General features: G+C 71.6%; 24 protein-coding genes. 17 read left to right on the top strand and 7 right to left on the bottom strand.

The features are described 5' to 3' along the window. Nucleotides 1-41 precede the first annotated feature (41 nt). Together IE200_RS09845 and IE200_RS09840 are read left to right on the top strand one after the other, a co-directional pair. Nucleotides 42-1,820, top strand: a complete 1,779-nt coding sequence (locus tag IE200_RS09845; RefSeq protein ID WP_229856358.1) for a proline--tRNA ligase — start codon at nt 42-44, stop codon at nt 1,818-1,820. Between the two features lie 2 nt (nt 1,821-1,822). Then, nucleotides 1,823-2,542, top strand: coding sequence for an HAD family hydrolase (locus tag IE200_RS09840; RefSeq protein WP_191279290.1), 720 nt, complete (start codon nt 1,823-1,825; stop codon nt 2,540-2,542). Nucleotides 2,543-2,790: 248 nt separating this feature from the next. Here IE200_RS09840 and IE200_RS09835 read toward each other — a convergent pair whose 3' ends face one another. Then, nucleotides 2,791-3,219, bottom strand: coding sequence for a DUF4439 domain-containing protein (locus tag IE200_RS09835; RefSeq protein WP_191279289.1), 429 nt, complete (start codon nt 3,217-3,219; stop codon nt 2,791-2,793). Beyond that, the gene (locus tag IE200_RS09830) at nt 3,216-3,749 is read right to left on the bottom strand and encodes a hypothetical protein (protein ID WP_191279288.1); all 534 of its coding nucleotides are present in this window, start codon (nt 3,747-3,749) and stop codon (nt 3,216-3,218) included. The genes IE200_RS09835 and IE200_RS09830 overlap by 4 nt, the downstream gene beginning before the upstream one ends. Before the next feature lie 115 nt (nt 3,750-3,864). Between IE200_RS09830 and rimP the strand changes: the two genes are divergently transcribed. The 9 genes from rimP (at nt 3,865) to IE200_RS09785 (ending at nt 13,125) form a co-directional block, all read left to right on the top strand. Then, nucleotides 3,865-4,362, top strand: a complete 498-nt coding sequence (gene rimP / locus IE200_RS09825) for a ribosome maturation factor RimP (protein ID WP_191279287.1) — start codon at nt 3,865-3,867, stop codon at nt 4,360-4,362. Then, on the top strand, nt 4,362-5,339 hold the full coding sequence (gene nusA, locus IE200_RS09820) for a transcription termination factor NusA (protein WP_191279286.1): 978 nt from the start codon (nt 4,362-4,364) through the stop codon (nt 5,337-5,339). Before rimP ends, nusA begins: the two co-directional genes overlap by 1 nt. 46 nt (nt 5,340-5,385) lie before the next feature. Beyond that, on the top strand, nt 5,386-5,742 hold the full coding sequence (locus IE200_RS09815) for a YlxR family protein (RefSeq protein ID WP_191279285.1): 357 nt from the start codon (nt 5,386-5,388) through the stop codon (nt 5,740-5,742). 97 nt (nt 5,743-5,839) lie between these two features. Next, nucleotides 5,840-8,647, top strand: coding sequence for a translation initiation factor IF-2 (infB, locus tag IE200_RS09810; protein WP_191279284.1), 2,808 nt, complete (start codon nt 5,840-5,842; stop codon nt 8,645-8,647). 132 nt (nt 8,648-8,779) lie between these two features. After that, nucleotides 8,780-9,271 carry a 30S ribosome-binding factor RbfA gene (gene rbfA, locus IE200_RS09805; protein ID WP_191279283.1) on the top strand — a complete coding sequence of 164 codons (492 nt, stop codon included), beginning with the start codon at nt 8,780-8,782 and terminating at the stop codon, nt 9,269-9,271. Next, nucleotides 9,271-10,128, top strand: a complete 858-nt coding sequence (gene truB / locus IE200_RS09800) for a tRNA pseudouridine(55) synthase TruB (RefSeq protein WP_191279282.1) — start codon at nt 9,271-9,273, stop codon at nt 10,126-10,128. Before rbfA ends, truB begins: the two co-directional genes overlap by 1 nt. Nucleotides 10,129-10,264: 136 nt before the next feature. Beyond that, nucleotides 10,265-11,128, top strand: coding sequence for a hypothetical protein (locus IE200_RS09795; RefSeq protein ID WP_191279281.1), 864 nt, complete (start codon nt 10,265-10,267; stop codon nt 11,126-11,128). Between the two features lie 84 nt (nt 11,129-11,212). After that, nucleotides 11,213-12,148 carry a bifunctional riboflavin kinase/FAD synthetase gene (locus tag IE200_RS09790; RefSeq protein ID WP_191279280.1) on the top strand — a complete coding sequence of 312 codons (936 nt, stop codon included), beginning with the start codon at nt 11,213-11,215 and terminating at the stop codon, nt 12,146-12,148. Further along, a complete protein-coding gene (locus IE200_RS09785) occupies nt 12,145-13,125 on the top strand; it encodes a hypothetical protein (RefSeq protein ID WP_191279279.1) in 981 nt (326 codons plus the stop codon). Before IE200_RS09790 ends, IE200_RS09785 begins: the two co-directional genes overlap by 4 nt. A gap of 96 nt (nt 13,126-13,221) precedes the next feature. Here IE200_RS09785 and IE200_RS09780 read toward each other — a convergent pair whose 3' ends face one another. The 4 genes from IE200_RS09780 to IE200_RS09765 are packed head-to-tail and all read right to left on the bottom strand — an operon-like array spanning nt 13,222 to nt 17,342. After that, nucleotides 13,222-13,464: an HPr family phosphocarrier protein gene (locus tag IE200_RS09780; RefSeq protein ID WP_191279278.1), complete on the bottom strand. Its 243-nt coding sequence runs from the start codon at nt 13,462-13,464 to the stop codon at nt 13,222-13,224. 40 nt (nt 13,465-13,504) lie between these two features. Continuing rightward, a complete protein-coding gene (locus IE200_RS09775; RefSeq protein WP_191279277.1) occupies nt 13,505-15,616 on the bottom strand; it encodes a PTS fructose transporter subunit IIABC in 2,112 nt (703 codons plus the stop codon). Then, entirely contained in the window at nt 15,613-16,578 is a 966-nt protein-coding gene (locus IE200_RS09770; RefSeq protein ID WP_191279276.1) for a 1-phosphofructokinase family hexose kinase, read from the bottom strand. Before IE200_RS09770 ends, IE200_RS09775 begins: the two co-directional genes overlap by 4 nt. Continuing rightward, nucleotides 16,575-17,342 carry a DeoR/GlpR family DNA-binding transcription regulator gene (locus tag IE200_RS09765; protein WP_191279275.1) on the bottom strand — a complete coding sequence of 256 codons (768 nt, stop codon included), beginning with the start codon at nt 17,340-17,342 and terminating at the stop codon, nt 16,575-16,577. Before IE200_RS09765 ends, IE200_RS09770 begins: the two co-directional genes overlap by 4 nt. An 86-nt stretch (nt 17,343-17,428) precedes the next feature. Between IE200_RS09765 and ptsP the strand changes: the two genes are divergently transcribed. The 4 genes from ptsP to IE200_RS20730 all read left to right on the top strand — a co-directional run bounded on the left by ptsP (nt 17,429) and on the right by IE200_RS20730 (nt 23,091). Beyond that, nucleotides 17,429-19,120 carry a phosphoenolpyruvate--protein phosphotransferase gene (gene ptsP, locus IE200_RS09760; protein WP_191279274.1) on the top strand — a complete coding sequence of 564 codons (1,692 nt, stop codon included), beginning with the start codon at nt 17,429-17,431 and terminating at the stop codon, nt 19,118-19,120. A gap of 36 nt (nt 19,121-19,156) precedes the next feature. Further along, on the top strand, nt 19,157-20,893 hold the full coding sequence (locus IE200_RS09755) for an alcohol dehydrogenase catalytic domain-containing protein (protein ID WP_191279273.1): 1,737 nt from the start codon (nt 19,157-19,159) through the stop codon (nt 20,891-20,893). Between the two features lie 128 nt (nt 20,894-21,021). Beyond that, a complete protein-coding gene (locus IE200_RS09750) occupies nt 21,022-22,539 on the top strand; it encodes a PTS mannitol transporter subunit IICB (protein WP_229856356.1) in 1,518 nt (505 codons plus the stop codon). Between the two features lie 117 nt (nt 22,540-22,656). Beyond that, entirely contained in the window at nt 22,657-23,091 is a 435-nt protein-coding gene (locus IE200_RS20730) for a PTS sugar transporter subunit IIA (RefSeq protein ID WP_229856355.1), read from the top strand. Between the two features lie 12 nt (nt 23,092-23,103). On the opposite strand, the gene IE200_RS09745 is transcribed toward IE200_RS20730, so the two are convergent. After that, nucleotides 23,104-25,227 (bottom strand): molybdopterin-dependent oxidoreductase, encoded by a 2,124-nt coding sequence (locus IE200_RS09745; protein WP_191279272.1) that lies wholly within the window; start codon nt 25,225-25,227, stop codon nt 23,104-23,106. A 125-nt stretch (nt 25,228-25,352) separates the two neighbouring features. Between IE200_RS09745 and IE200_RS09740 the strand changes: the two genes are divergently transcribed. Both IE200_RS09740 and rpsO read left to right on the top strand, forming a co-directional pair. Next, on the top strand, nt 25,353-25,619 hold the full coding sequence (locus IE200_RS09740; protein ID WP_191279271.1) for a DUF6458 family protein: 267 nt from the start codon (nt 25,353-25,355) through the stop codon (nt 25,617-25,619). Between the two features lie 192 nt (nt 25,620-25,811). Continuing rightward, on the top strand, nt 25,812-26,087 hold the full coding sequence (gene rpsO, locus IE200_RS09735; RefSeq protein ID WP_191279270.1) for a 30S ribosomal protein S15: 276 nt from the start codon (nt 25,812-25,814) through the stop codon (nt 26,085-26,087). The last annotated feature ends 47 nt before the right edge of the window (nt 26,088-26,134 follow it).

The raw sequence follows: 26,134 nt of genomic DNA, 5'->3' as shown, positions 1-26,134 counted from the left end.
TGGTTCGCGGCACCAGTTGGCCCACCCCTATCGTTGCGCCCATGACTGGCCGCATCCTCCGCATGTCGACCCTGTTCGTGCGCACCCTGCGTGACGACCCCAACGACGCCGAGGTGCCGAGCCACAGGCTGCTGGTCCGCGCGGGCTACATCCGCCGCGCCGCTCCGGGCATCTACACGTGGTTGCCGCTGGGCCTGCGCGTGCTGCGCAAGATCGAGGACGTCATCCGCGAGGAGATGGACGAGATCGGCGCCCAGGAGCTGTCGTTCCCGGCGCTGCTGCCCAAGGAGCCCTACGAGGCGACCGGCCGCTGGGCCGACTACGGCCCCAACATCTTCCGCCTGCAGGACCGCAAGGGCGCCGACTACCTCCTCGGCCCGACGCACGAGGAGATGTTCACCCTCGTGGTCAAGGACCTCTACTCCTCCTACAAGGACCTCCCGCTCTCGATCTACCAGATCCAGACGAAGTACCGCGACGAGGCGCGCCCGCGCGCAGGCCTGCTGCGCGGACGCGAGTTCGTGATGAAGGACTCCTACTCCTTCGACATCGACGACGCCGGCCTCGAGCGGTCGTACCAGCTGCACCGCGACGCCTACATCCGGATCTTCGACCGCCTCGGCTTCGAGTACGTCATCGTCAAGGCGACGTCCGGGGCGATGGGCGGCTCGGCCAGCGAGGAGTTCCTCGCCAAGGCGGAGGTCGGCGAGGACACCTACGTCCGCTGCACCCGCTGCGACTACGCCGCCAACGTCGAGGCCGTCACGGTGCCCGCGCCCCCCGCGCTGCCGTACGACGACGCGCCCGCCGCGCACGCCGAGGACACCCCCGACACCCCGACCATCGACACCCTGGTCGCCCACCTCAACGAGGCATATCCCCGCGACGACCGTCCCTGGACGGCCGGCGACACGCTCAAGAACGTGCTCGTCGTGCTCAAGCACCCCGACGGCACCCGCGAGCCGCTCGCCATCGGCGTGCCCGGTGACCGGGAGGTCGACCAGAAGCGCCTCGAGGGCCAGCTGGAGCCGATCGAGGTCGAGGCGATGGACGAGGCCGAGCTCGCGAAGCACCCCGCGCTCGTCAAGGGCTACATCGGTCCCGAGGCGCTCGGCGAGGACTCGAAGTCCGGCATCCGCTACCTCGTCGACCCGCGCGTCGTCGAGGGCACCCGCTGGGTGACCGGCGCCAACGTGCCCGGCTCCCACGTGATCGACCTCGTCGTCGGCCGCGACTTCACCCCCGACGGGACCATCGAGGCCGCCGACGTGCGCGACGGCGACGCGTGCCCGGCCTGCGACGAGGGCACGCTCGAGTCGGCGCGCGGCGTGGAGATGGGCCACATCTTCCAGCTCGGCCGCAAGTACGCCGACGCGCTCGGGCTCAAGGTGCTCGACGAGAACGGCAAGCTCGTCACCGTGACCATGGGTTCCTACGGCATCGGTCCCTCGCGTGCCGTGGCCGCGATCGCCGAGGGCACCCTCGACGACATCGGCCTGTGCTGGCCGCGCAACGTCGCACCCGCCGACGTCCACGTCGTGGCCGCCGGCAAGGACGAGGCGGTCTTCGCGGCGGCGGAGGTGCTCGCCCGCGACCTCAAGGCCGCCGGCGTCGACGTGCTGCTCGACGACCGCACCGGCAAGGTCAGCCCGGGCGTGAAGTTCAAGGACGCCGAGCTCATCGGCGTGCCCACGATCGTCACCGTCGGGCGCGGCCTCGCCGACGGCAACGTCGAGGTGCGCGACCGTCGCTCCGGCGAGCGCGAGGACGTCGCCGTCGGCTCCGCCGTCGCACGGATCACCGAGATCGTCCGCAGCTGAGCATGGCAGCGATCCAGGCGGTCATCTTCGACTGGGGCGGCACCCTCACCCGGTGGCACGACGTGGACTTCCACGCCGAGTCACTCGCGCTGGCAGAGGCCGTACGCCGCACGCCGACCGCGGACGACGACCACCACGCCTGGGCCGCGCGCCTGCACCGGGCCGGGGACGTGGTGTGGGGGCGCAGCCGCGACCACCAGCGCAGCGCCACGATCGCGGACCTGTTCGTCGAGGCCGGGCTCGACCACGACCCGGACCTGCTGGCCGCCTACTACGAGTTCTGGGAGCCCCACACCGCGACCGACCCCGAGGTGCGCCCGATGTGGGAGGAGCTGCGGGAGATGGGGCTCAAGGTCGGCGTCCTGTCCAACACGATCTGGCCGCGGGAGTGGCACGTCGGCTACTTCGAGCGCGACGGCGTCTACGACCTGGTCGACGGCGACGTCTACACCAGCGAGATCCCGTGGACGAAGCCCTCCCCGCAGGCCTTCGCTGCCGCGATGGAGGCGATCGGCGTGGACGACCCCGCGGCCTGCGTCTATGTCGGGGACCGGCTCTTCGACGACGTCTGGGGGGCGCACAACGCTGGGCTGCGCGCCGTCCACGTCCCCCTGAGCAACATCCCGCCCGCGCAGGTCGGGCACACCGAGGGCGAGCCCGACGCCAGCGTGACGTCGCTCGCTGAGATCCCCGCGGTCGTGCGGCGCCTCGACGCGTCCTGAGCGGCCGACTTCTGCAACTTCGTGCGTTGCAGGAACGTGCAAGTGAGATGTGCTTTTGTTCCGTGGGGATCGAATGCATGATTGTGCATGTCGAACCGGTCACCCCACAGGCCGGGAAGACGCAGGGTGATGCTGACCAACCCCATGGAGCGGTCCGCGTCCTCGGCCCTTGGGAGAGATCTCGGGACTTTCCCAAGGGTTGAGGCCGCGGGCCGCTTTCCCCATTTCGGAGTGGTACGCGGGCTGTCTCAGTCGAGCTCCGGCGCCCCGGGCCAGGTCTGCGCCGAGCCGCCGAGCTCGAGCTGCCACACCGCCGACCAGGTCGCCTCGCTGAGCGCCCACTCGCGGACGTCACCGCTCGACTGCGCCACGAGGGCGAGCAGCACCTCGGCGCCGGCGATCTCGAGCCGTGCCGCCGTGCGCTGCACCTGTGCCGCGCGCACGAGCGGCCCGTCGAGCTCGTAGGCGACCGCGGCCGCGACCGGCTCCCCCCCGGCATCGCGGACCATCAGGCGCAGCTGGTCGCGGCGTGCGCGGTGGCGTCGGTACGCCGCCGTCACCGCGTCGTACAGCGCGGGGGAGGCCGACTGGGACGTCCGCGCCCCGAGCACGCCGTAGTAGTAGAGGGCGGCGTGCTCCTCGGCGAGGGTGGCCTGGAGTGCGTCGAGCACGCTCATGGCGCCACCGCCGCTGTCGTGCCGCCTGGGTCACGGGCGAGGGACGCGCCGTGCTGGGCCGTCGAGGCGGCCACGCTGGCCAGCACCCGGGCGAGGTCGCCGCTGGCCGCCGTGACGCACGCCTGCCGGACCTCACGCTGCAGGCGGCGCTCGGAGCGTACGACCGCCGCCAGCGTCCGTACGCGGTCGGGCGGGAGCGACGGCGGCGCGGAGGTCGGCACGTCCGTGTCGGCGACCGCGCCGACGAGCAGGTCGAGGTGGGCGGCGTGCGCGTCGGCGACCGGCGCCAGCCGGGGCGTCAGTCCGGGCACAGCCAGGGTCGCGGCCTCCAGCACGGCCGCCGCGCGCACGAGCTCGGCGACGACCGAGGCGACGAGCTCGGCGTCCTCCGGCGGGGGAGGAGACGCGGGGGAGCCGTCCGTGGAACGGGGCGGGTCGATGTCGCAGCCCGCGAGGACGAGCGGTGAGGTGAGTGCCGAGCCGACCGCCGAGACCACCGCCGTACGGCGGGTCAGCGAGGGTCCGGGCACGAGCGAACCCTACCCACCCGTGCGGGCGGTCCGGACCGGTCGCCGTGGGGTGTGGGCGCCGGGAGCGGTGCCGGTATCGTGACCCCTCGACAACTACAGAAGGAGGTCGCACCCGATGAGCACACCCCGACAGGACGCCACCCGGGACCGCATCGAGGCGGAGCTGGTCGACCCCCTGCTGGTGCTGGGCCTCGACGTCGAGGCCGTCGAGGTCACCCCCGCCGGCAAGCGCCGGGTGCTGCGGGTGGCCGTGGACAGGGACGGTGGCGTCACCCTCGACGACGTCGCCGACGCCACGCGTGAGGTCTCCCGCGTGCTCGACGAGTCCGACGTGATGGGCGAGATGCCCTACACCCTCGAGGTGACCTCCCGCGGCGTCGACCGTCCGCTGACGCTCCCGCGCCACTGGCGCCGCAACACCGACCGCCTGGTCAAGGTGACCCTGGCCGACGGGACGGACCTGACCGGACGCGTCGTGTCGTCGTCGGATGAGTCGGCGGTCCTCGACGTCTCGGGCCGACAGCACGAGGTCGCCTACGCCGACGTGGCCAAGGCGCTCGTGCAGGTCGAGTTCAACCGCAAGACCGACAAGCACGACGAGAAGGACGACTGATGGACATCGACCTGAGCATCCTGCGCATGCTGGAGCGGGAGAAGGAGATCTCCTTCGAGGTGCTCGCGGAGGCGATTGAGCAGGCCCTGCTGACGGCCTACCAGCGCGCCACCGAGTCCTCCCACCCCGCGCGTGTCGAGCTCGACCGCAAGACCGGACACGTCACCGTGTGGGCGCGCGAGATCGACGACGACGGCGTCGCCGGCCCCGAGTACGACGACACGCCCCAGGGGTTCGGCCGCATCGCGGCGACCACCGCCAAGCAGGTGATGCTCCAGCGGCTGCGCGACGCCGAGGACGAGAAGACGTTCGGCGAGTTCTCCGGCAAGGAGGGCGACATCATCTCCGGCATCATCCAGCAGGGCCGCAACCCCGACGACGTCATGGTCGACCTCGGCAAGCTCGAGGCGATCCTGCCGATCAGTGAGCGCGTGCCCGGTGAGAAGTACGTCCACGGCGAGCGGATCAAGTGCCTGGTCACCTCGGTGCGCAAGGGCATGCGCGGGCCGCAGGTCACGCTCTCGCGCTCGCACCCCACGCTGGTCAAGAAGCTCTTCGCCCTCGAGGTCCCCGAGATCGCCGACGGCACCGTCGAGGTCGCCGCCATCGCCCGCGAGGCCGGCCACCGCACGAAGATCGCGGTGCACTCGACCGTCCCGGGCGTCAACGCCAAGGGCGCCTGCATCGGTCCGATGGGCCAGCGCGTGCGCAACGTCATGAGCGAGCTGCACGGCGAGAAGATCGACATCGTCGACTGGGCCGAGGACCCCGCCGAGCTGGTGGCGCACGCGTTGTCGCCCGCCCGGGTGACCGCGGTCGAGATCGTCGACCTGGCGGCACGGTCCTGCCGGGTGGTCGTTCCCGACTTCCAGCTCTCCCTCGCCATCGGCAAGGAGGGCCAGAACGCCCGTCTCGCGGCCCGGCTCACCGGCTGGCGCATCGACATCCGCAGCGATGAGGCGACCAGCGACGAGTGAGGCTCAGTTCGTAAACCACTGGCCACACGCAGTAGAGTGGTGAGCAGTGGCCACCACGTCTGACACCCCTGCGCCCGGACCCGTCCGGACCTGTGTGGGTTGTCGGACCAGGGCCGCTGCGAGCGAGCTGCTCCGCGTGGTCGCGGGCTCGGACGCCGAGGGCCGACCGGCCCTGGTCCCGGACCCGCAGCACCGGGCACCCGGTCGCGGGGCGCACCTGCACCCCACGACGGAGTGCTGGCAGCTCGCGGTGCGACGCCGAGCCTTCCCCCGGGCCCTCCGCTCGGGTGTGGCGCTCGCCGGCGCGCTGGTGGAGGACCACCTCGCATCGATCCAGCAGCACCAGAACAGCCAGTCCGATTCACCGCACCACCGACCAGAAACTGGAGCACGCAGCTCATGAGCACTCGATGAGTAACTCGCAATGAGTGTGCACACCCACTAGCTGTTCCGTTTCCCCTCCTTCTGGGGTCACGGACCAGAAGGAGTAGAGACCAACCGTGGCAAAGACCCGAGTCCACGAGCTCGCCAAGGAGTTCGGAGTCGAGAGCAAGTTCGTTCTCGAGAAGCTCAAGGAGATGGGGGAGTTCGTCAAGTCGGCATCGTCGACTGTCGAGCCGCCCGTCGAGATGCGCTTCAAGAAGCAGTACGGCGACGAGCTGAAGGCGGCTGCTGCCGCCTCCCCGGCCGCCGCGCCCGAGGCCGAGAAGCCGGCCGCCAAGAAGGCCGCGCCGAAGCCCGGCCCGAAGCCGGCGCCCGCGCCCGCTGCGACCGAGGCGCGCGCCGAGGCCCCGGCCGGCGCCGAGCCGGTGGCCGAGCCGGCCGCTGAGCCCGCCGCACCTGCGGCCCCGGCCGCCCGGCCCGGCCCCAAGCCCGGTCCGAAGGCTCCGGCCGCCGAGCCGAAGGCACCCGCTGCCGAGCCCGAGCCCCCGGCCGCGCCCGCCGCCCCGGCGGCGAAGGCCCCGAGCCCGGCTCCCCGTCCGGTCGGCCGGCCCGGCGCGCCGCGCCCGGGCAACAACCCGTTCGCTCCCAGCCAGGGCATGGGGCAGCGCCCCGCACCCCGTACCGGTGGCGACGACAACCGTCCGCCGCGCCCGCCGGCCGGTGGCGGCGACGCCCGTCCCGGCATGCCGCGCCCCAACCCGGCGATGATGCCCAAGTCCCCGGCCGCCTTCGGCAACGGTCCCGGTGGCCGTCCTGCCCGCGGCGGACCCGGCGGCGGCCCCGGTCGCCCCGGTGCTCCCGGACGCGGTGCCCCGGGTCGTCCCGGCGCCGGTGCCGGTGCTCCCGGTGGTGCTCCCGGACGTCCCGGTGGCTTCGGCCCGTCCGGCGGCGGTCGCCCCGGCGGTGGTCGTCCCGGCCAGCGCGGACAGACCCAGGGTGCCTTCGGTCGCCCGGGTGGTCCCTCGCGCCGTGGGCGCAAGTCCAAGCGGGCGCGTCGTCAGGAGTTCGAGGCCATGGACGCCCCGACCCTGGGCGGCGTGCGCGTCCGCAAGGGCAACGGCGAGACCGTACGGCTGCCGCGTGGCGCGTCCCTGACCGACTTCGCCGAGAAGATCAACGTCGACGCGGCCGCCCTGGTCCAGATGCTGTTCTCGCTCGGCGAGATGGTCACCTCGACCCAGTCGGTGGGTGACGAGACCTTCGAGCTGCTCGGCGAGGAGCTCAACTACGTCGTCCAGATCGTGTCCCCGGAGGACGAGGACCGCGAGCTGCTCGAGACGTTCGACCTCGAGTTCGGCGCCGACGAGGGCGACGAGGGCGACGAGGCCGACCTGGTCGTCCGTCCGCCGGTCGTCACGGTCATGGGTCACGTCGACCACGGAAAGACCAAGCTCCTCGACGCGCTGCGCAACGCCAACGTCGTCGACAAGGAGGCCGGAGGCATCACCCAGCACATCGGTGCCTACCAGGTCCACACCGAGGTCGACGGCGAGGACCGCCGCATCACCCTCATCGACACCCCCGGTCACGAGGCGTTCACCGCCATGCGTGCCCGTGGTGCGCAGGCCACCGACATCGCGATCCTGGTCGTCGCGGCCGACGACGGCGTCATGCCGCAGACGGTCGAGGCGCTCAACCACGCCAAGGCGGCCGAGGTGCCGATCGTGGTGGCGGTCAACAAGATCGACAAGCCGGAGGCCGACTCCACCAAGGTCCGCGGCCAGCTCACCGAGTACGGCCTGATCCCCGAGGAGTACGGCGGCGACGCGATGTTCGTCGACGTCTCGGCCAAGGCCGGGCTCAACCTCGACAAGCTGCTCGAGGCCGTCGTCCTCACCGCCGACGCCTCGCTCGACCTGCGGGCCAACCCCGACCAGGACGCCCAGGGCCTCGTCGTCGAGGCGCACCTCGACCGCGGACGCGGTCCGGTCGCCACGGTGCTCGTCCAGCGCGGAACCCTCCGCGTCGGCGACTCGATCGTGGCCGGTCCGGCCCACGGTCGCGTCCGGGCGATGCTCGACGAGCACGGCCAGGAGATCACCGAGGCTGACCCGTCGCGTCCCGCGATGGTGCTCGGACTCTCGGCCGTCCCGGGTGCGGGTCAGAACTTCATCGTGGTCGAGGACGACCGCATGGCTCGCCAGATCGCCGAGAAGCGCGAGGCGCGCGAGCGTGCGGCCATGCAGGCCAAGCGTCGCGTCCGCCGCAGCCTCGAGGACTTCATGGCCTCCATGGAGAAGGGCGAGAGCCAGGAGCTCAACCTCATCCTCAAGGGCGACGTGTCCGGCTCGGTCGAGGCGCTCGAGGACGCCCTGTCGCAGATCGACGTCGGCGACGAGGTCTCGCTGCGCGTGATCGACCGGGGTGTCGGTGCCATCACCGAGACCAACGTCGACCTCGCCGCCGCCTCCGACGCCATCATCATCGGCTTCAACGTCCGCCCGCAGGGCAAGGCGAGCCAGATGGCCGACAAGGAAGGTGTCGAGATCCGCTACTACTCGGTCATCTACCAGGCGATCGAGGAGATCGAGGCGGCGCTCAAGGGCATGCTCAAGCCCGTCTACGAGGAGTCGACCCTCGGGCAGGCGGAGATCCGCGAGATCTTCCGCTCGTCCAAGGCCGGCAACATCGCGGGCTGCATGGTCACCTCCGGCCTGCTCCGCCGCAACGCCAAGGTGCGGGTCCTGCGCGACGGAGCGGTCGTGGCGGACAACCTCGACCTCGCCTCGCTGCGCCGCGAGAAGGACGACGCGTCCGAGGTCCGCGAGGGCTTCGAGTGCGGTCTGGTGCTCCGGAACTTCCAGGACATCAAGATCGGCGACATCGTCGAGGCGTTCGAGATGCGCGAGATCCCGCGCGGCTGATCCCGAGCGGGCACTTCGTGCCCGTCCGCGTCATCGACCGGGCGCTTCGTTCCCCTTCATGGGCACGAAGCGCCCGGTCACCGTCTGTGACGGGCACGAAGTGCCCGCTCACGAGTAGGAGAGACTGGACCCATGAGCAACCCCCGTGTCCGCAAGATCGCCGACCGCATCCAGGTCATCGTCGCCGAGATGCTCGAGCGGCGGATCAAGGACCCGCGCCTCGGCTTCGTCACGGTCACCGACGTCCGCGTCACCGGCGACTCGCAGCAGGCCTCGATCTTCTACACCGTCCTCGGCGCCGAGGAGGAGCTGGCCAGCACGGCCGCCGCGCTGGAGTCGGCCAAGGGGGTCATCCGCTCCGAGGTGGCCAAGCAGCTCGGCATGCGCATCGTGCCGTCGCTGACCTTCATCCCCGACGCCCTCCCCGAGAGCGCCCGTGCGCTCGACGAGGTCCTCGCGCGCGCCCGGCAGCAGGACGAGGAGGTCGCGGCCCGCCGCGTCGAGGCGTACGCCGGCGAGGCCGACCCGTACAAGAAGCCGCGGGTGGCCGACGACGAGCTCGAGGACGAGCTCGCCGGCGGGCTCGAGGGCGCCGAGGAGCTCGACGGGGACGACCGCGCCTGATGGCCGATCCCGGTCTGGTCGTCGTCGACAAGGCCCCGGGCATGACCTCGCACGACGTCGTGGCCCGGGTGCGCCGGCTCGCCGGCACCCGCAAGGTCGGCCACGCCGGCACGCTCGACCCGATGGCGACCGGCGTGCTGGTGCTCGGTGTCGACCGCGCGACCCGTCTGCTCGGTCACCTCATGCTCACCGAGAAGGCCTACGACGCCACCATCCGGCTCGGCGTCTCGACGACCACCGACGACGCCGAGGGCGAGGTCGTCTCGACCGCTCCCGTCGACGGCGTGGACGCCGAGGCCGTACGCACCGAGCTGGCGCGGTTCGTCGGTGACATCGAGCAGGTGCCCACCGCCGTGTCCGCGATCAAGGTCGACGGCAAGCGAGCCTACGCCCGGGTGCGCGACGGCGAGCAGGTCGAGCTCAAGGCCCGCCCGGTGACCATCCACGAGCTCGTCGTGCGCGAGGTGGCGCTTCCCGAGGTACGCATCTCCGTGCGCTGCTCGTCGGGCACCTACATCCGCGCCATCGCCCGGGACCTCGGTGCCGCGCTCGGGGTGGGCGGGCACCTGACCGCGCTGCGGCGTACGGCGGTCGGCCCCTTCGACCTGTCGGTGGCGCGTACGCTCGAGCAGCTGGGCGACGACTTCGCGGTGCTCCCGATCGCGGACGCCGCCCGCGCGACGTTCCCAGTGGTCGAGCTCGACGACGAGCGGGCCGCGCACGTGCGGTTCGGGCGGGCTCTCGACCTGACCCTCCCGGACGACCGCCCGCACGCGGTCTTCGCGCCGGGCGGGGAGTTCCTCGCCCTCTACGAGCAGCGCGGGCCCTCGGCTCGACCAGTCGCGGTCTTCGTCTGAAGGTCCTCTCTCACCCCTAGGGGTGTCAGGGTGGTCTTGACCAGTCGGGAAATCGGCTGGTGGGAACGGTGCGCAGAGGAGCACCGTGGAGGCCGGGCAGGGGCGCAGGGTGCGCGGTGCCCGAGGGAGGTACGGCATGACCGTCCAACGCATTGCCGCTCTCGCCGTCAGTGTCATGGTGCTGACCGCGGGAGCGCTCACCGGAAGCACGGCGGGGGCCGCCGGTCAGGATGCTGCACGGGAGACAGCAGCCGCCACGGTCGACGTCACCATCAGCGGGACTCGCAGGATCACGATGCCGACGACCGTCCAGCCGGGCGTCAGCGAGTTCACGGTCACCAGCGCGAAGCCCTCCGGGTTCCAGATCGTCAGCCTGCACGAGGGCTACACCGTCGAGGAGGCCGAGGCGGACATCAAGAAGGGGCTCGACGCGGGCAAGCTGGGGCCTTTCCGCCGATTCGAGGCCAACGTGACGCTCGTCGGCGGCGTGTCCAGCACGCCCGACAAGGCTGCGCGCTTCTGGGTCGACCTCGAGCCGGGCAGCTACATCGCGCTCGACACCCGTGGCAGGACCAACGCCTCCAAGTGGTTCACGTTCACGGCGGTCGGGACCGACACCGGCGGCGCCATGCCCGACGGGGCAGTGCTGAAGGCGGTGCAGAGCGCCAAGTGGAGCAAGAAGCCGGCGTCGATCCCCCGCAAGGGCACGATGACCTTCAAGAACCACTCCGACCAGAACCACTTCGTGATCCTGGTCAGGATGAGGAAGGGAGCCTCGCTCCAGGACCTCAAGGAGTTCCTGATGACCGAGGAGGGGAAGCCGCCGGTGGACTTCAGCACGTCGCTCGAGTCCGCGGTCATCAGCGGCGGTGAGTCGGTCGCCATGGACTACCGGCTGCCGAAGGGCACCTACGCCATGCTCTGCTTCTGGCCCGACGCGTCCATGGGCGGCATGCCGCACGCCATGATGGGGATGATGCGCACCATCAGGCTGAAGTAGCGCGAGCCGTCGCACACCGGGCCTCCAGGCACGGGGGGCCCGGTGCTGCGTCGGTGGGAGATCGGCGCTGAGTACTGTTTGCCCGTGCAGATCTGGCGAGACGTCGACGACGTGCCGGCCGACCTCGGCCGCACCGTGGTCAGCATCGGCAACTTCGACGGCGTGCACCTCGGGCACGCCCACGTGCTCCGCGAGGCGCGGGCGACGGCGCAGCGGCTCGGCATCGACACGGTCGTGGCGGTGACCTTCGACCCACACCCGATGGCGGTGCTGCGTCCGGAGCACGCCCCGCCGACCCTGACCTCGATCGAGACGCGCTCGCGGCTGCTCGCCGGCGCCGGCGTGGACGCCCTCCTCGTGGTCTGCTTCGACCGGGGGGTCGCGTCGTGGACGCCGGACCAGTTCATCGACCGGATCCTCGTCGACGCGCTGCACGCCGGTGCGGTCGTCGTCGGGTCGAACTTCCGCTTCGGGGCCAAGGCGGCGGGCGAGGTCGCCACGCTCGTCGAGGCCGGCGCCGAACGCGGCTTCGAGACCGTCGGGGTCGCCCTCGACGGCGGGCCCCAGGTCTGGAGCTCGACCTACGTCCGCCAGTGCCTGGCCACCGGTGACGTCGCCGGTGCGGCCGAGGCCCTCGGCCGGCCGTTCACCGTACGGGGCACGGTCGTCGAAGGGGACAGGCGCGGGCGCGAGCTCGGCTATCCCACGGCCAACGTCCCGGTCCCGCCCGTCGACGCGGCGCCGGCCGACGGCGTCTACGCCGGGTGGCTCACGCGGCTCGACACCGGCGAGCGGCTCCCGGCCGCCATCTCGGTGGGCACCAACCCCACGTTCGACGGCGAGCGGGACCGGCGCGTGGAGTCCTACGTCCTGGACCGTGACGACCTCGAGCTCTACGGGGTGGAGGTCGAGATCGCGTTCGTCGACCGGCTGCGCCCGATGGTGAGGTTCGAGGGGATCGACGCCCTCGTCGAGACCATGCACGACGACGTACGTCGGGCCCGGGAGCTGCTGGCGTGACCAAGGACCGTACGACGGTCGAGGAGTGGTTCCTCGCCCACGGACTGCCCTACTTCGTCGCCGAGGAGCGCGCCGCCGCCAGGGCAGGGCTGAGGCCGCGGCGCCTGGTTCCGATCCTCGTGCTGCTGGTCGCTGTTGCCGCCGCGGGCGGCGGCCTGCTCGGGTGGCTCTCGGAGCAGTACACGGCGGCACCGGCCCTGTGGCTGTCCGTCACCGTCCTCGGGCTGCTCTGGTACGCCTCGAGCGCGTTGCACGCGCGCCCGATCCTCGGCTTCGCGCTGTCGCGCACGCTCGGCAGCGTCCGCTTCCTGGTGCCGATGGCGTCGCGGGCGCTGCCGTTGCTGCTCGTCTTCGTGACGTTCCTCTTCGTCAACGCCGAGGCGTGGCAGATGACGACCAACCTGCCCTTCGGGCTGCTGTGGTTCACGGTCCTGCTGATGTTCGGCCTCGCGGTGCTGTTCCTGCTCGTGCGGCTGCCCGAGGAGGTCGACCGGGTCGACGACGAGGTCGACGACGCCTTCATCACCCGCGCCTGCGCGGGCACGCCGCTCGAGCACGCCAGCCGGGGGGTCGCGGCCGACCCGTCGATCGATCCCCAGGACTTCGCGCAGGTGACCGGGTTCGAGCGGTGGAACCTGATCCTGGTCCTGCTGGTGATCCAGACGGTGCAGGTCCTGCTGCTGTCGGTCACCGTCTTCGCCTTCTTCATGTTCTTCGGCTCGCTGGTGATGGAGACGGAGACGCAGCTCGCCTGGACCGGCGCCGACACGGTGGGCGAGGTGCCGTTCCTCCCGCACGTGTCGGTGTCGCTGATGAAGGTCTCGCTCTTCCTGGCCTCGTTCAGCGGGTTCTACTTCACCGTCTCCGCCGTCACCGACGAGACGTACCGCAAGCAGTTCTTCTCCGTCGTGGAGAGCCAGCTCGAGCGAGCCGTCGGGATGCGGGCGGTCTACCTCGCGACGCGCGAGCGCGACTGACGATCACCCGAGCGCGACTGACGATCACCCGAGCGGTGGCCCACCCACACTCGCCGCGAGCAGACCGTGGGTGGACCACCGCTGACGCGTCTCACCTCAGGCGTCGAGGTCCTGCTCGACGAGCGCAGCGATCGTGTCCACGTCGCCCTGGTCGTCGCCCGCCACCTCGACGGTGTCGCCGTTGGCGGCGCCGAGGGTCATGATCATCAGCGAGGAGCTGGCGTCGACACCGTTGATGGTGACGTCCGAGCCGAGCTCGGCGGCCTTCTCGGCGATGATCGCGGCGGGACGGGCGTGGAGGCCGACGGCGGAGCCGACGACGACGGACTTGCTGGGCATGGTTCTCCTCGGGGGTGGTGTCGTACGAACGGTCGGTGGCTCAGACAGTAGCGACGTCGGCGTCGGAGGGGCCAAAGCTCTTCAGCGTGACGACGAGCGCAGCGCTGACCAGGACTCCGGCGACGAGGGCGATCACGAAGCCCAGGACGTTGTCGACCGCGAACAGGACGAAGATGCCGCCGTGCGGAGCGCGGAGCCCCACGTCGAGACCCATCGACAGTGCGCCGGTGACGGCGCTGCCGGCCATGATCGAGGGGATGACCCGCAGGGGGTCGGCCGCGGCGAAGGGGATGGCGCCCTCGGTGATGAACGAGGCGCCCATCGCCCAGGCCGCCTTGCCGTTCTCGCGCTCGGGCACGGTGAACAGACCGGGCCGTACGACCGTGGCGAGCGCGAGCGCCAGCGGCGGCACCATGCCGGCAAGCATGACCGCAGCCATCACCTTGAGCTCCGGGGCATCGGTGGCGGTCGCGGCGGCGCCGAGACCCGCGGTGGCGAAGGCGTACGCCGTCTTGTTGAGCGGGCCGCCCATGTCGAAGGCCATCATCAGGCCGAGGATGATGCCGAGGACGATCGCGGACCCGCCCTGCAGGCTGTTGAGACCGTCGGCGAGGTTGGTCATCAGGCTGGCCAGCGGCCGGCCGAGCAGGACCACCATGACGAAGCCGGCGACGAGGGTCGTCAGCAACGGGATAACGAGCACCGGCATCAGTCCGCGCATCCAGGCCGGCACCTTCCAGCTGGTGATCCAGTGGGCGATGATGCCGGCGAGGACGCCGCCGACGATGCCGCCGAGGAAGCCGGAGTTGAGCGTGCCGGCGATGGCGCCCATGACGAAGCCCGGCGCGATGCCGGGGCGGTCGGCGATGGCGTAGGCGATGTAGCCGGCGAGGGCCGGGACGAGGAAGCCGAACGCCGCGCCGCCCAGGGTCAGCAGGAGCGCGCCGAGGTAGGTCAGGAGAGCACCGCGCGGCAGCGAGTCGTCGCCGGCGAGGTCGTACGAGCCCGGGTCGGCCGGGCTGAGCAGGGTCGAGTCGGCGACGACCTGGCCGGCGACACCTGATCCGTCCTCCGTGTTCAGCGCGATCTCGTAGCCGCCGAGCAGGAAGGCGAGCGCGATCAGCAGGCCGCCGGCCGCGACGAACGGGATCATGTAGGACACGCCGGTCATCAGCACGCGGCGGGTCTTGGCACCGAACGACTCCTCGGCCGTGCTCGAGCCACCCGCCTCGCTGGCCGTGCCCTCGACGCGGGGAGCGCTGGGCGGGTCGGCGGCGTAGCGCAGGGCCTCGGCGATCATCGCGTCGGCGTCGTCGATCGGGCGCTTGACGCCGGAGCTCACCATCGGCTTGCCCGCGAACCTGGAGCGGTCGCGCACACCCACGTCGACGGCGAAGATGACCGCGCCCGCGGCGGCGATCGTGTCGGGGGACAGCGGCGTCGAGCCAGCCGAGCCCTGGGTCTCGACCTGGAGCCGTACGCCGGCACGCTCGGCGGCGGCCTCGAGCGCCTCGGCCGCCATGTAGGTGTGGGCGATGCCGGTGGGGCAGGCCGTGACAGCCACGAGGGACGGCGTCGAGCCGGAGGCAGCGGGGGCGCTCGCCGCGGCGGCAGGTGCCGTGGAGGTCTCGCCACCGGTCGGGGTGGCTGCGCCCGAGGGTGCGCCCGAGGCCGGCACCGGCTTCGCCGCGGCGGGCGCGGGCTCGCCGAGCTCGTGGGTGACGAGGTCGACGACCTCCTCGTCGGTCGCGGCGGCACGCAGCGCGTCGGTGAAGGCCGGCTTGACCAGTGCCCGGGCGAGCTTGGTCAGGATGGTGAGGTGGTCGGCGTCCCCGCCGGCCGGGGCCGCGATGAGGAAGGCCAGGTCGGCCGGGCCGTCCTTCGCGCCGAAGTCGACGGGCGGCTCCAGCCGTGCAAACGCGAGCGTCGGGACCTCGACGCCGGCCGTGCGGCAGTGCGGGATGGCGATGCCACCCGGAAGGCCGGTCGCCGACGTGGACTCGCGCGCGAAGGCGTCCTCGACGAGCTGGTCCTTGCTGGTGGCGCGGCCGGCGTCGTCGACGACGCCGGCCAGGGCGCGGATCACGTCGTGCTTGTCGGAGCCCCAGTCGGCGCCCAGCCGTACGAGGTCGGTGGTGATGAGTGCGGTCATGCTGTGCCTCCCGATGAAGGGGTGAGGGCGGTGACGCCGACGAGGTCCGGTCGGACCTGCGCGGGTCGGGGGATGGTGGTGCCGGGGAGACCTGCGGCGGCGCTGCCGTAGGCGACGGCCAGTGCCAGGCGCTCCGGGGCGGGCAGCCCCCGGATGTCGCCGAGCAGGTAGCCGAAGAGGCTGGAGTCGCCGGCACCGACGGTGCTGACGACAGTGGTGGGCGGGGGACTGGCGTGCCAGGCCCCGTCGGAGGTGACGAGCACGGCGCCGTTGCCGCCGAGGGTGGCGAGGACGGCGCCCACGCCGCGGTCGACGAGCTGGCGCGCGGCCGCGGCCGTCGCGGTCGGGTCGGACTCGAGCTCGTCGGCGTCGCCTCCGGTGAACGAGGCGAGCTCGTCGCCGTTGGGCTTCATGAGGTCGGGGGCCGAGTGCGGCAGCGCGTCGACGAGGGCCTGCAGCGGCGCCTCGCTGGTGTCGACGGCCACCCGGCCGCCCACCTCCCGCAGCCGGCGTACGAGATCGGCGTAGAAGCCGGCCGGTGCGCCGGCGGGCAGCGAGCCGGCGAGGACGGTCCAGTCCGCGCTCGAGGCGCGCACCAGGACGGCCTGCGCCATGAGCTCGAGATGGAGGGGGAGCACCGCGGCGCCGGGGGAGTTGAGCTTGGTCGTGGTGCCGTCCGGCTCGGTGATCGTGAGGTTGACGCGCACGTCGCCCGCGGCCTGCACCGGACGGCAGTCGATGCCCGCGCCGAGGAGCTCGAGCACGAACGGGTCGTCCTTGGCGGCGGGCACGACCGCGATGCTCGGGATGTCGGCGCTGACAGCCGCCCGCGAGATGTTGACGCCCTTGCCGCCGGCCTGCGAGGTGACCGAGGCGACCCGGTGGACCTGGCCGCGGACCAGCTCGCCGTCGAGGGCGACCGTGCGGTCAACGCTGGGGTTGGGGGTGAGGGTGAGGATCACGCGACCACGACCTCGATGCCGGCGCCCTCGAGCGCCCGGCGGTCGGCGGGTTCGATGTCACTGTCGGTCACGAGCACGTCGACGTTGTCGAGCGAGGCGAAGCGGACGGCGGTCTCGACGCCCAGCTTGGTGGAGTCGGCCAGCACGACGGTCTTGCGGGCGCACGCGATGATCGCGCGCTTGGTGGCCGCCTCCTCGCTGTCGGGCGTGGTGAGCCCGTGGCCGACCGTCAGGCCGTTGGTCGCGACGAACGCCACGTCCGCGCGCAGGTCGGCGAGGGCCGCCACGGTGTCGGCGCCGACGGCGGCGTGCGTGGTCGGGCGCACCTTGCCCGGGAGCAGGTGCAGCTCGATCTGCGGCAGGCCGGCGAGTCGCGTGGCCACCGGCACCGCGTGGGTGATGACGGTGAGCCGGTGGTCGCGGGGGAGGGCGGCGGCGAAGCGGGCGGTCGTGCTGCCCGCGTCGACCACGATGATGGAGTCCGGCGGCGGCAGGAGCGCGACGGCCGCACCGGCGATCGCGTCCTTGGCGTGGGTGTTGGACTGGTCACGCTCGCCGATACCTGATTCGATGACGGTGAGGGAGCCGGCGGGCACCGCGCCCCCGTGGACCCGCCGGACCAGCCCCATCCGGTCCAGCGTCGAAAGGTCGCGGCGGACGGTCTCGGTGGTGACCTCGAACTCCTCGGCGAGCTGGACGACCGACAGCCGGCCGCGACGACTGACCAGGTGAGCCATCGCCTGCTGGCGCTCCTCGGCGTACATCGGTCCACCTCCTCGTGATCTGTGTATGTGTTGTTTTAGTCCCGATTGTGTTGCTTGTCAACTGTCGCGTGTTCTACGGTGTGTCCATGACCACACCCACGAGCTCCCCTGCGAAGTCCCTGAGCGGGACCCCGGTCGTGCCGGGCGTCGCCGCCGGGCCCGTCCTCCACGTGCGGGGGGAGGTGTCCCCGGAGGCGATCGCACGCTTCGGTGACGGAGGCTTCCACGACGAGCTCGCGGCGCTCGAGGCGTACGAGGAGGCCGCGGCGGCCGTGGCCGACACGTTCAGCACCAAGGCATCCGCCGCCGAGGGCGCGGCGGCACAGGTGCTGACGGCCAGTGCCGGCCTCGCGCGCGACAAGGGGCTGCGATCCGCCGTCTCCAAGAACCTCCAGGCAGGCCAGGGCCCGGTCGAGGCCGTGCAGGGCGCCGTGGAGCAGTTCGTCACGATCTTCACCAACATGGGCGGGCTGATGGCCGAGCGCGTCACCGACCTGCGCGACATCGAGCGCCGGGTGATCGCCCACCTCGTGGGGGAGCCGCCGCCAGGCGTGCCCACCCCGGACGAGCCGTCGATCCTGGTCGCGGAGGACCTCGCCCCCAGTGACACCTCCGGCCTCGACCCGTCGCTCGTCACGGCCCTGGTCACCGAGCGCGGCGGGGCCACCAGCCACACCGCGATCATCGCCCGCCAGCTCGGCATCCCGTGCGTGGTCGGCGCCGCCGGCGTGATGGCGATCCCCGCCGGCACGTTCGTCGTGGTGGACGGCGGGACCGGGGTGGTCGAGCAGGGCGCCGACCCCGACGAGGCTCGTGCTCGCGTGGAGGAGAGCCACCGGCTGCGCGAGGAGCTGGCCTCGTGGAGCGGTCCGGCGGCGACCTCCGACGGGATGCCGGTCAAGCTCCTCGCCAACGTCGCCGACGGGCCCTCCGCGGAGTCCGCGGGCGCGGAGCCGGTGCAGGGCGTCGGTCTGTTCCGAACCGAGCTGTGCTTCCTCAACCGCAAGGACGAGCCGAGCGTCGAGGAGCAGGCCGACATCTACGCCGGCGTGCTCTCGCCCTACTCCGACGGGCGCTACGTCGTGGTGCGCACCCTCGACGCCGGGTCCGACAAGCCGATCGCGTTCGCCACGCAGGAGGGGGAGGAGAACCCCGCCCTCGGCGTGCGCGGGCTGCGGCTGAGCTTCGGCAACCCGGGCCTGATGGACCGTCAGCTCGACGGCATCGCCGCGGCCGCCGAGCGCACCGGCACCGAGACCTGGGTGATGGCGCCGATGGTCGCCACCGTCTCCGAGGCGGCCGACTTCGCCGAGAAGGTGCGCTCGCGCGGGCTCAAGGCCGGTGTCATGGTCGAGATCCCGAGCGCGGCGCTGCTGGCCCACCGGATGCTCGAGGTCGTCGACTTCCTGTCGATCGGCACCAACGACCTCACCCAGTACGCCATGGCCGCGGACCGCATGGCCACCGACCTGGCTCACCTCACCGACCCGTGGCAGCCGGCGGTGCTGCAGCTGATCGCCATCACCGCGCACGCCGGGACCGAGGCGGGCAAGCCCGTGGGGGTCTGCGGCGAGGCGGCTGCCGACCCGCTCCTGGCCACCGCGCTCATCGGCATGGGGATCTCGTCGCTCTCGATGGCCGCGCGTGCCGTACGCCCGGTCGGCGCCCAGCTGGGCAGGGTCACCTTCGAGACCTGCGAGGCAGCGGCCGAGGCCGCGCTCGGCGCCCCCGACCCGATGGCCGCCCGCGCCGCCGTACGGGATCTGCTCGGCACCTGAGCCGGCGCCGTCGAACCACCTCACCAAGGAGGAAGCATGACCTCACCGTACGACCGCTACCGTGCCGCCGACCTCGACCTGCCCGACGGCACCTGGACCTGGAACCTGTACGGCGCGGGCGAGGAGAGCATGGGCAAGGACGACCAGCCCGAGCTGCTCCCCGTCCCCGCACCCGATGCCGACCACATGCTGGTCCGCATCGACAGCGTGGGCCTCTGCTTCTCCGACGTGAAGATCATGCGCCAGGGCGGCAGCCACCCGAAGCTCTACGACCGCGACCTGGCGGTGGACCCCACCCGCCTCGGGCACGAGGTGAGCCTCACCGTCATCGAGGTCGGCGCCAACCTCAAGGACCGCTACCATCCCGGCCAGCGGCTGGCCGTGCAGCCCGACATCTACCAGGACGGCAGGAGCACGGCCTACGGCTACACCATCCCCGGCGGCCTGACCCAGTACCACCTGATGGGTGCGGAGATGCTCGACACCGACGACGGCGCCTGCCTGCTGCCGCTCCCCGACACGATGGGGTACGCCGAGGCCTCCACGCTCGAGCCGTGGGGTTGCGTGATGGCCGCCTACACCCAGCGGCGCCGGCTCGAGCCGAAGGCCGGCGGGACCATGTGGATCATCGGGCGGCCCGGCGACGAGCGGGACTACCTCTTCTCCTCCGGGCTCGATGCTCCGGCCACCATCGTGATGACCGACGTGCCCGCCTCGGTGGAGAGGCTCGTGGAGCGCACCTCGGCCGACACGGTCGTGCGCAACGGCATCACCGCCGACGACCACCAGGCGCTGGTGGACGAGCTGACAAATGGCGCCGGCTTCGACGACATCGTCGTGCTCGATCCGCGCTCCGCGACGACGGTGGGTGCCGTGGCCCGGCACGTCGCCCGTCGGGGCACCCTCAACATGGTGGGGGAGACCGCCCTGGACGGCCTGGTGGACACCGACGTGGGCCGCCTGCACTACGACTACACCGCCTACCTCGGTGGCCGCGGTCCGGACATCGCCGCGTCCTACGGAGAGGCGCGCAACCGCTGCGACCTGCGCTCGGGGGGCACGACGGTCTTCGTGGGCGCTGGTGGCCCGATGGGGCTGATGCACGTCCAGCGCGCCATCCAGCAGACCGACGGGCCTCGTACGATCGTCGCCACCGAGGTGAGCGACGAACGCCTGAAGAGCCTCGAGGACCGCCTCGGGCACCTGGCGGAGAGCAACGGCTGCGAGCTGCTCACCTTCAACTCCCAGACGGCCGAGGAGTCCCTCCGCGACTTCGTCATGCGGATCACCGACGGCCGGGGGGCCGACGACGTGGTGGTCAGCGTCCCGATCGCCGGCGTGATGGCCGAGGCGGACACGATCATGAGCTCCGACGGCATGCTGGTCTTCTTCGCCGGCGTCCCCAACGGCACGCTCGCGCCGCTGGACCTGAGTGCGGTGTACCTCGACAACGCCCAGTACACGGGCACCTCGGGGCTGACCATCCACGACCAGCAGAAGGTGGTGGACCTCGCCGACGAGGGACAGCTCTCCCCGGGATCGATCGTGGGCGCCGTCGGCGGCATGCGGGCGGCCAAGGACGGCCTCCAGGCGCTGGTCGACGGCCGCTACTCCGGGAAGGTGCTGATCTTCCCCCAGATCCACGACCTCCCGCTCACGGGTCTCGACGAGCTGAGGGCGACGATGCCGGACGTCGCCGCCGCGCTGGGGCCCGGCGACACGTGGACCAGCGCGGCGGAACGGGCGCTCTTCGACAGCCATCTGGGCAGGTAGCGGGCGAAATGCCACACGATCGGACACAAATGTATGCCCGAATGCTTGGCAACAGACCCGATCGTGCGGTTTAATCCAGAGATCATGTGACGGGGGTCACCCCGTCGAGCTCTCCTGGAGGACACAGCATGGCGACCACCACCTCGAGTCCCGCGGCCCGGACCGGCGCGCGGGTGCACGTGCAGAGATTCGGCACGTTCCTGTCCAACATGGTCCTGCCCAACATCGGCGCCTTCATCGCCTGGGGCCTCATCACGGCCCTGTTCATCGAGAACGGCTGGATCAACCTCGGCGGCGGCGACAACGCGTGGCTCGCCCCCGACAGCTGGGTCGCCGAGTTCGGCGGCTGGGGCGACTTCGCCGGCGGCGGCATCGTCGGCCCGATGATCACCTACCTGCTGCCGCTGCTGATCGGCTACACGGGCGGCCGGATGATGTACGACGACAACATCCGTGGCGGTGTCGTCGGCGCCATCGCGACGATGGGTGCCATCGCCGGCGCCGGCGTGCCGATGTTCCTCGGCGCGATGATCATGGGGCCCTTGGGTGGCTGGTCGATGAAGCGGCTCGACGCCCTCTGGTCGCACAAGATCCGCCCGGGCTTCGAGATGCTCGTCAACAACTTCGCGGCCGGCATCTGGGGCATGGTCCTCGCCGTCGTCGGCTTCGTCGTGGCCGGGCCGTTCGTCACCTGGTTCAGCGCCCGTGCCGAGGAGGTCATCGACTTCCTCGTCAGCAACAGCCTCCTCCCGCTCACGTCGGTGTTCATCGAGCCGGCGAAGGTGCTCTTCCTCAACAACGCGATCAACCAGGGCATCCTCACCCCGCTCGGCACGGCCGAGGCCACCCGCGAGGGGCAGTCGATCCTGTTCCTGCTGGAGGCCAACCCGGCGGCAGGCGCAGGCCTGCTCCTGGCCTTCATGTTCTTCGGCAAGGGGGTGGCCCGGGCCTCGGCGCCCGGCGCGCTGCTGATCCACTTCGTGGGCGGCATCCACGAGATCTACTTCCCCTACGTGCTGATGAAGCCCAAGCTGATCCTGGCGATGATCGCCGGTGGCATGACGCAGATCTTCATCAACCTGGTGTTCGACTCGGGGCTCCGCGCCCCGGCTGCTCCGGGGTCGATCATCGCGGTGCTGATCCAGACCCCCGGCGGCAGCTACGTCGGCGTCATCCTGTCCGTCATCGGCGGCGCCGCAGCCTCGTTCGCCGTCGCGGCCGTCCTGCTCAAGATGGACAAGGACGAGGACGAGGGCGACCTCACCGCAGCCACCGCGAGCATGGAGTCGATGAAGGGCAAGAAGTCCATCGCCTCGTCGACGCTGGGCGGGGGCAGGGTCACCGAGACCCGCGAGATCACCACGATCGTCTTCGCCTGCGACGCCGGCATGGGGTCCTCCGCGATGGGCGCCTCGGTGCTGCGCAAGAAGATCCACGAGGCCGGCCACACCGAGGTGACGGTGGTCAACAAGGCCATCTCCAACCTCACCGACGACGTCGACCTGGTGGTCACCCACCAGGACCTCACCGACCGGGCCCGCCTCAAGACCCCGTCGGCGGTCCACGTGTCGGTCGACAACTTCATGGCCAGCCCGCGCTACGACGAGATCGTGACCATGGTCCAGGAGGGCAACACCGCGACCTGACGGCTCGCGATCGGCCGGGCCCGACGACCTCGGGCCCGGTCCGTCGCCGCGACGGTGTGGTCTGATGATCAGCACCTGAGGAACCACCACGACACCTGCGAGGGAAAGAGGCGCCAGATGAGCGACGTACTGAGCCGGGACGCGATCGTGCTCGGCGGACAGGCCACCGACCGCGAGGCGGCCATCACCGAGGCGGGCCGGCTCCTCGTCGCGTCCGGCGCCGTCGACGATGCCTACGTCGAGGCGATGCACGAGCGCGAGACCTCGGTGTCGACGTTCATGGGCAACGGTCTCGCCATCCCGCACGGCACCAACGAGGCCAAGTCGCTGATCCGCCACACGGCGATCTCGTTCGTCCGCTACGACGAGCCGATCGACTGGAAGGGCAACCCCGCGCGGTACGTCGTGGGCATCGCGGGCGCCGGCGACGACCACCTGACGGTGCTGCAGGCCCTCGCCGGCGCGTTCACCGACGACGCGCAGATCGCCGCGCTCGACGCCGCACAGACCCCCGACGACGTCCTCGCCGTGCTGGGCGACGTCAGCGCCTGACGTACGGCCGCATCAGCAGGCGGTGACCTCGACCGGCACCCCGTTGAGCGCGGCGTTGCCGGACACGTCGAGCAGCTCGGGGTCGGTGAGGTCGTTCACCGACACGCCCGGCACCTCGCGGCTGCGGCCCATGAGGACGCCCTCCGCTGCGTGGCCGTAGCCGTGGGGGAGGGACACCACGCCGGGCATGAGGTCGTCGGAGGCACTCACCTCCACCTCGACCGACCCGACCCGTGAGGTGACGCGTACGCGTGCGCCGTCGCCGATCTCGCGTGCAGCCAGGTCGCCGGGGTTCATCAGCAGGTGGTGTCGTGGCCGGCCCTTGGTGAGCCGCTCGGAGTTGTGCATCCACGAGTTGCAGTCGCGCTGGTGACGGCGACCGATCAGCACGAGGCCGCCCTCGCCCGCGGGCGCCGGGACGGCGGCGAGCCGCGCGACGTCCTGGACGACCAGCGCGGGTGCGAGGTCGAGGCGCTTGCCCTTCGAGGGCAGCCGCTCGGGCAGCTGGCCGCCGCGCAGCGGACCGAGGTCGATGCCAGCCGGGCGGGCACGCAGCTTCGTGAGGGTCACCCCGCTCGACCCACGCCGCAGCAGCTGGCCGACGAGGAAGGTCGGGCTCGCCGTCAACCGGGCGCGCTGCACGAGCCGCTTCTTCAGCGGCGCCTTCCGGGCTAGGCGCGCGGCGGTGCGGAGCGTGATCTCACGGTAGATCTGCCAGTCGTGGCGCTGGTCGGGCTCCTTGTCGAACACCGCGGGGGTGAACCGCGCGGTGTCGCGCACGGCGAGCAGGTGGAAGACGAGGTCGTAGTGGTCGCGCTCGAGCACCGTGGTCGGTGGCAGGATCACGTCGGCGTGGCGCGTCGTCTCGTTGACGTAGATGTCGACCGCCGCCATGAAGTCCAGGCCGCGCAGGGCGGTGTCGAGCCGGGCGCCGTCCGGCGTCGACAGGACCGGGTTGCCGGCGACCGTCAGCAACGCCCGCACCTGGCCCTCTCCGGGTGTCTCGATCTCCTCGCGCAGCGCCGCGACCGGCAGCTCGCCACCGGTCTCCGGCAGGCCACGCACCCGCGAGCGCCAGGCGTCGTGGTGCCCGCGGCCGATCAAGCCGGTGCCGACGGCGTCGATCGCCGGCGTGGTGAACATCGCGCCGCCGGGACGGTCGAGGTTGCCGGTGAGGATGTTGAGGCAGTTGACCGCCCACTGGCACACCGTCCCCCACGGGCCGGCCGAGACGCCGATCCGGCTGTAGACCACGCCGGCGTCGGCGGCCGCCAGGTCGCGGGCGAGACGGCGTACGACCTCGGCCGGCACGCCGCTCATCGCCTCGGCCCGCTCCGGGGTGAAGTCCGCGACCAGGTCGACGACCGTGTCGCGCCCGTCGACGTAGGCCGCGACCCTCGGCTCGGTCTCTGTGGTCAGCACGTGGAGCATCGCCAGCAGCACCCACGCATCGGTGCCGGGCCGGACGAAGTGGTGCTCGTCGGCGACCTTTGCGGTCTCGGTGCGCCGGGGGTCCAGGACGACCATCCGCCCGCCGCGGGCCCGGAGGTCGCGCAGGCGCTGGGGGAAGTCAGGCACGGTCATGAGGGAGCCGTTGGAGGCCATCGGGTTGCCGCCGACCACGAGGAACCACGAGGTCCGGTCGATGTCGGGGACCGGCAGGAACAGCTGGTGGCCGAACATGAGGTGGCCCACCAGCTGGTGGGGGAGCTGGTCGACGGAGGTCGCGGAGTAGCGGTTGCGGGTCCGGAAGGACTTGAACATCGCCGTGCCGTGGGTCATCGAGCCGAGGCTGTGGGCGTTGGGGTTGCCGAGGTAGACGGCGAGCGCGTCGTCGCCGTGCTCGTCGACCACCCGGGCGATCGAGTCGGCGACCAGGTCGTACGCCTCGTCCCAGCCGATCTCCTCCCAGCGGGCCCCGGCGCCCTCGCCGACGCGGCGCACCGGCCGACGGAGCCGGTCGGGGTCGGCGTACACGTCCGCGATGGCGACTCCCTTGGGGCAGATGTGGCCACGCGACAGGGGATCGGCCCTGTTGCCCCGCACCGCGACGACCTCGCGCCCCTCGACCGTCAGCTCGAGCCCGCAGATGGCCTCGCAGAGGTTGCACACGCCGATCCGCTTCTCACCAGCCATGCCGTGATCGTCGCACGCCGCACCCCGCAGGGGGGTGACACGCGGCGGCGCGCAGGCCAGACTCTGCCCCGCCCGGTCCAGACCGCGTCGGACCGGACGGCATCCCCAACAGAATGGAGCACGACATGGGTTTCGGAGGGCCGATCGGCCTCATCGTCATCGGACTGGTCCTGGCGCTCGCCTTCAACGAGCAGCAGGTCGGTCCCCTCGAGGTGATCACGCTGGGGTGGATCCTCGTCATCTCCGGCGTGCTCTGGCTGGTGCTCACCATGGTCCAGCAGAACACCAAGCGTCGCCACACCACCACGGCCACCACCACCGACGCGCAGGGTCGCCAGGCCACCACCCAGCGCACCGACGAGTCGGACCCGCCGGCTCCGCCGGCCGTCTGAGGACCGCCACGGGCTGACGGGAGGCTTCCGTACGCCCCTCGGAGCGCGGCGCGGATTGGGACGCAGTCCGACGCCTCGATATGATTCTGCGGTTGCCCAGCAGGGCGACACGCCGTCACGACGGCCGCGGAACCAGAGTGCCCCGGTGAACAGGCCCGGGCGCGCCGCGCAACGAGAACCGAAGGAGCCCCCATGTCGATTGGTACCGACGCGGAGACCAAGAAGAAGATCATCGCCGAGTACGCCCTGACCGAGGGCGACACCGGTTCCCCCGAGGTCCAGATCGCGCTGCTCAGCCACCGCATCTCGCACCTCACCGAGCACCTCAAGCAGCACAAGCACGACCACCACAGCCGTCGTGGCCTGCTCCTGCTCGTCGGCCAGCGCCGTCGTCTGCTCAACTACCTGCAGAAGACCGAGATCGAGCGCTACCGCTCGATCATCGAGCGCCTCGGCCTGCGACGCTGATCGCGTCAGGAGCGGCTCCCTGCCACGGGGAGCCGCTCCTCTCACAT

Origin of the sequence: Nocardioides flavus (ex Wang et al. 2016), assembly GCF_014653115.1 — a bacterium.
In the GTDB taxonomy this organism is placed as follows: Bacteria; Actinomycetota; Actinomycetes; order Propionibacteriales; family Nocardioidaceae; genus Nocardioides; species Nocardioides flavus.
This window is presented reverse-complemented; position numbering and strand designations above follow the sequence as displayed.

Excerpts from the sequence above, each read along its gene's own strand:
- IE200_RS09775 (WP_191279277.1), bottom strand. The coding sequence starts at position 15,616 with ATGACCGCACTCATCACCACCGACCTCGTACGGCTGGGCGCCGACTGG.
- nusA (WP_191279286.1), top strand. The coding sequence starts at position 4,362 with ATGGACATCGACCTGAGCATCCTGCGCATGCTGGAGCGGGAGAAGGAG.
- rimP (WP_191279287.1), top strand. The coding sequence starts at position 3,865 with ATGAGCACACCCCGACAGGACGCCACCCGGGACCGCATCGAGGCGGAG.
- IE200_RS09750 (WP_229856356.1), top strand. The coding sequence starts at position 21,022 with ATGGCGACCACCACCTCGAGTCCCGCGGCCCGGACCGGCGCGCGGGTG.
- IE200_RS09845 (WP_229856358.1), top strand. The coding sequence starts at position 42 with ATGACTGGCCGCATCCTCCGCATGTCGACCCTGTTCGTGCGCACCCTG.
- IE200_RS09740 (WP_191279271.1), top strand. The coding sequence starts at position 25,353 with ATGGGTTTCGGAGGGCCGATCGGCCTCATCGTCATCGGACTGGTCCTG.
- ptsP (WP_191279274.1), top strand. The coding sequence starts at position 17,429 with ATGACCACACCCACGAGCTCCCCTGCGAAGTCCCTGAGCGGGACCCCG.
- IE200_RS09745 (WP_191279272.1), bottom strand. The coding sequence starts at position 25,227 with ATGGCTGGTGAGAAGCGGATCGGCGTGTGCAACCTCTGCGAGGCCATC.
- IE200_RS09780 (WP_191279278.1), bottom strand. The coding sequence starts at position 13,464 with ATGCCCAGCAAGTCCGTCGTCGTCGGCTCCGCCGTCGGCCTCCACGCC.
- IE200_RS20730 (WP_229856355.1), top strand. The coding sequence starts at position 22,657 with ATGAGCGACGTACTGAGCCGGGACGCGATCGTGCTCGGCGGACAGGCC.
- rpsO (WP_191279270.1), top strand. The coding sequence starts at position 25,812 with ATGTCGATTGGTACCGACGCGGAGACCAAGAAGAAGATCATCGCCGAG.
- IE200_RS09765 (WP_191279275.1), bottom strand. The coding sequence starts at position 17,342 with ATGTACGCCGAGGAGCGCCAGCAGGCGATGGCTCACCTGGTCAGTCGT.
- rbfA (WP_191279283.1), top strand. The coding sequence starts at position 8,780 with ATGAGCAACCCCCGTGTCCGCAAGATCGCCGACCGCATCCAGGTCATC.
- IE200_RS09755 (WP_191279273.1), top strand. The coding sequence starts at position 19,157 with ATGACCTCACCGTACGACCGCTACCGTGCCGCCGACCTCGACCTGCCC.
- IE200_RS09840 (WP_191279290.1), top strand. The coding sequence starts at position 1,823 with ATGGCAGCGATCCAGGCGGTCATCTTCGACTGGGGCGGCACCCTCACC.
- truB (WP_191279282.1), top strand. The coding sequence starts at position 9,271 with ATGGCCGATCCCGGTCTGGTCGTCGTCGACAAGGCCCCGGGCATGACC.
- IE200_RS09795 (WP_191279281.1), top strand. The coding sequence starts at position 10,265 with ATGACCGTCCAACGCATTGCCGCTCTCGCCGTCAGTGTCATGGTGCTG.
- IE200_RS09835 (WP_191279289.1), bottom strand. The coding sequence starts at position 3,219 with ATGAGCGTGCTCGACGCACTCCAGGCCACCCTCGCCGAGGAGCACGCC.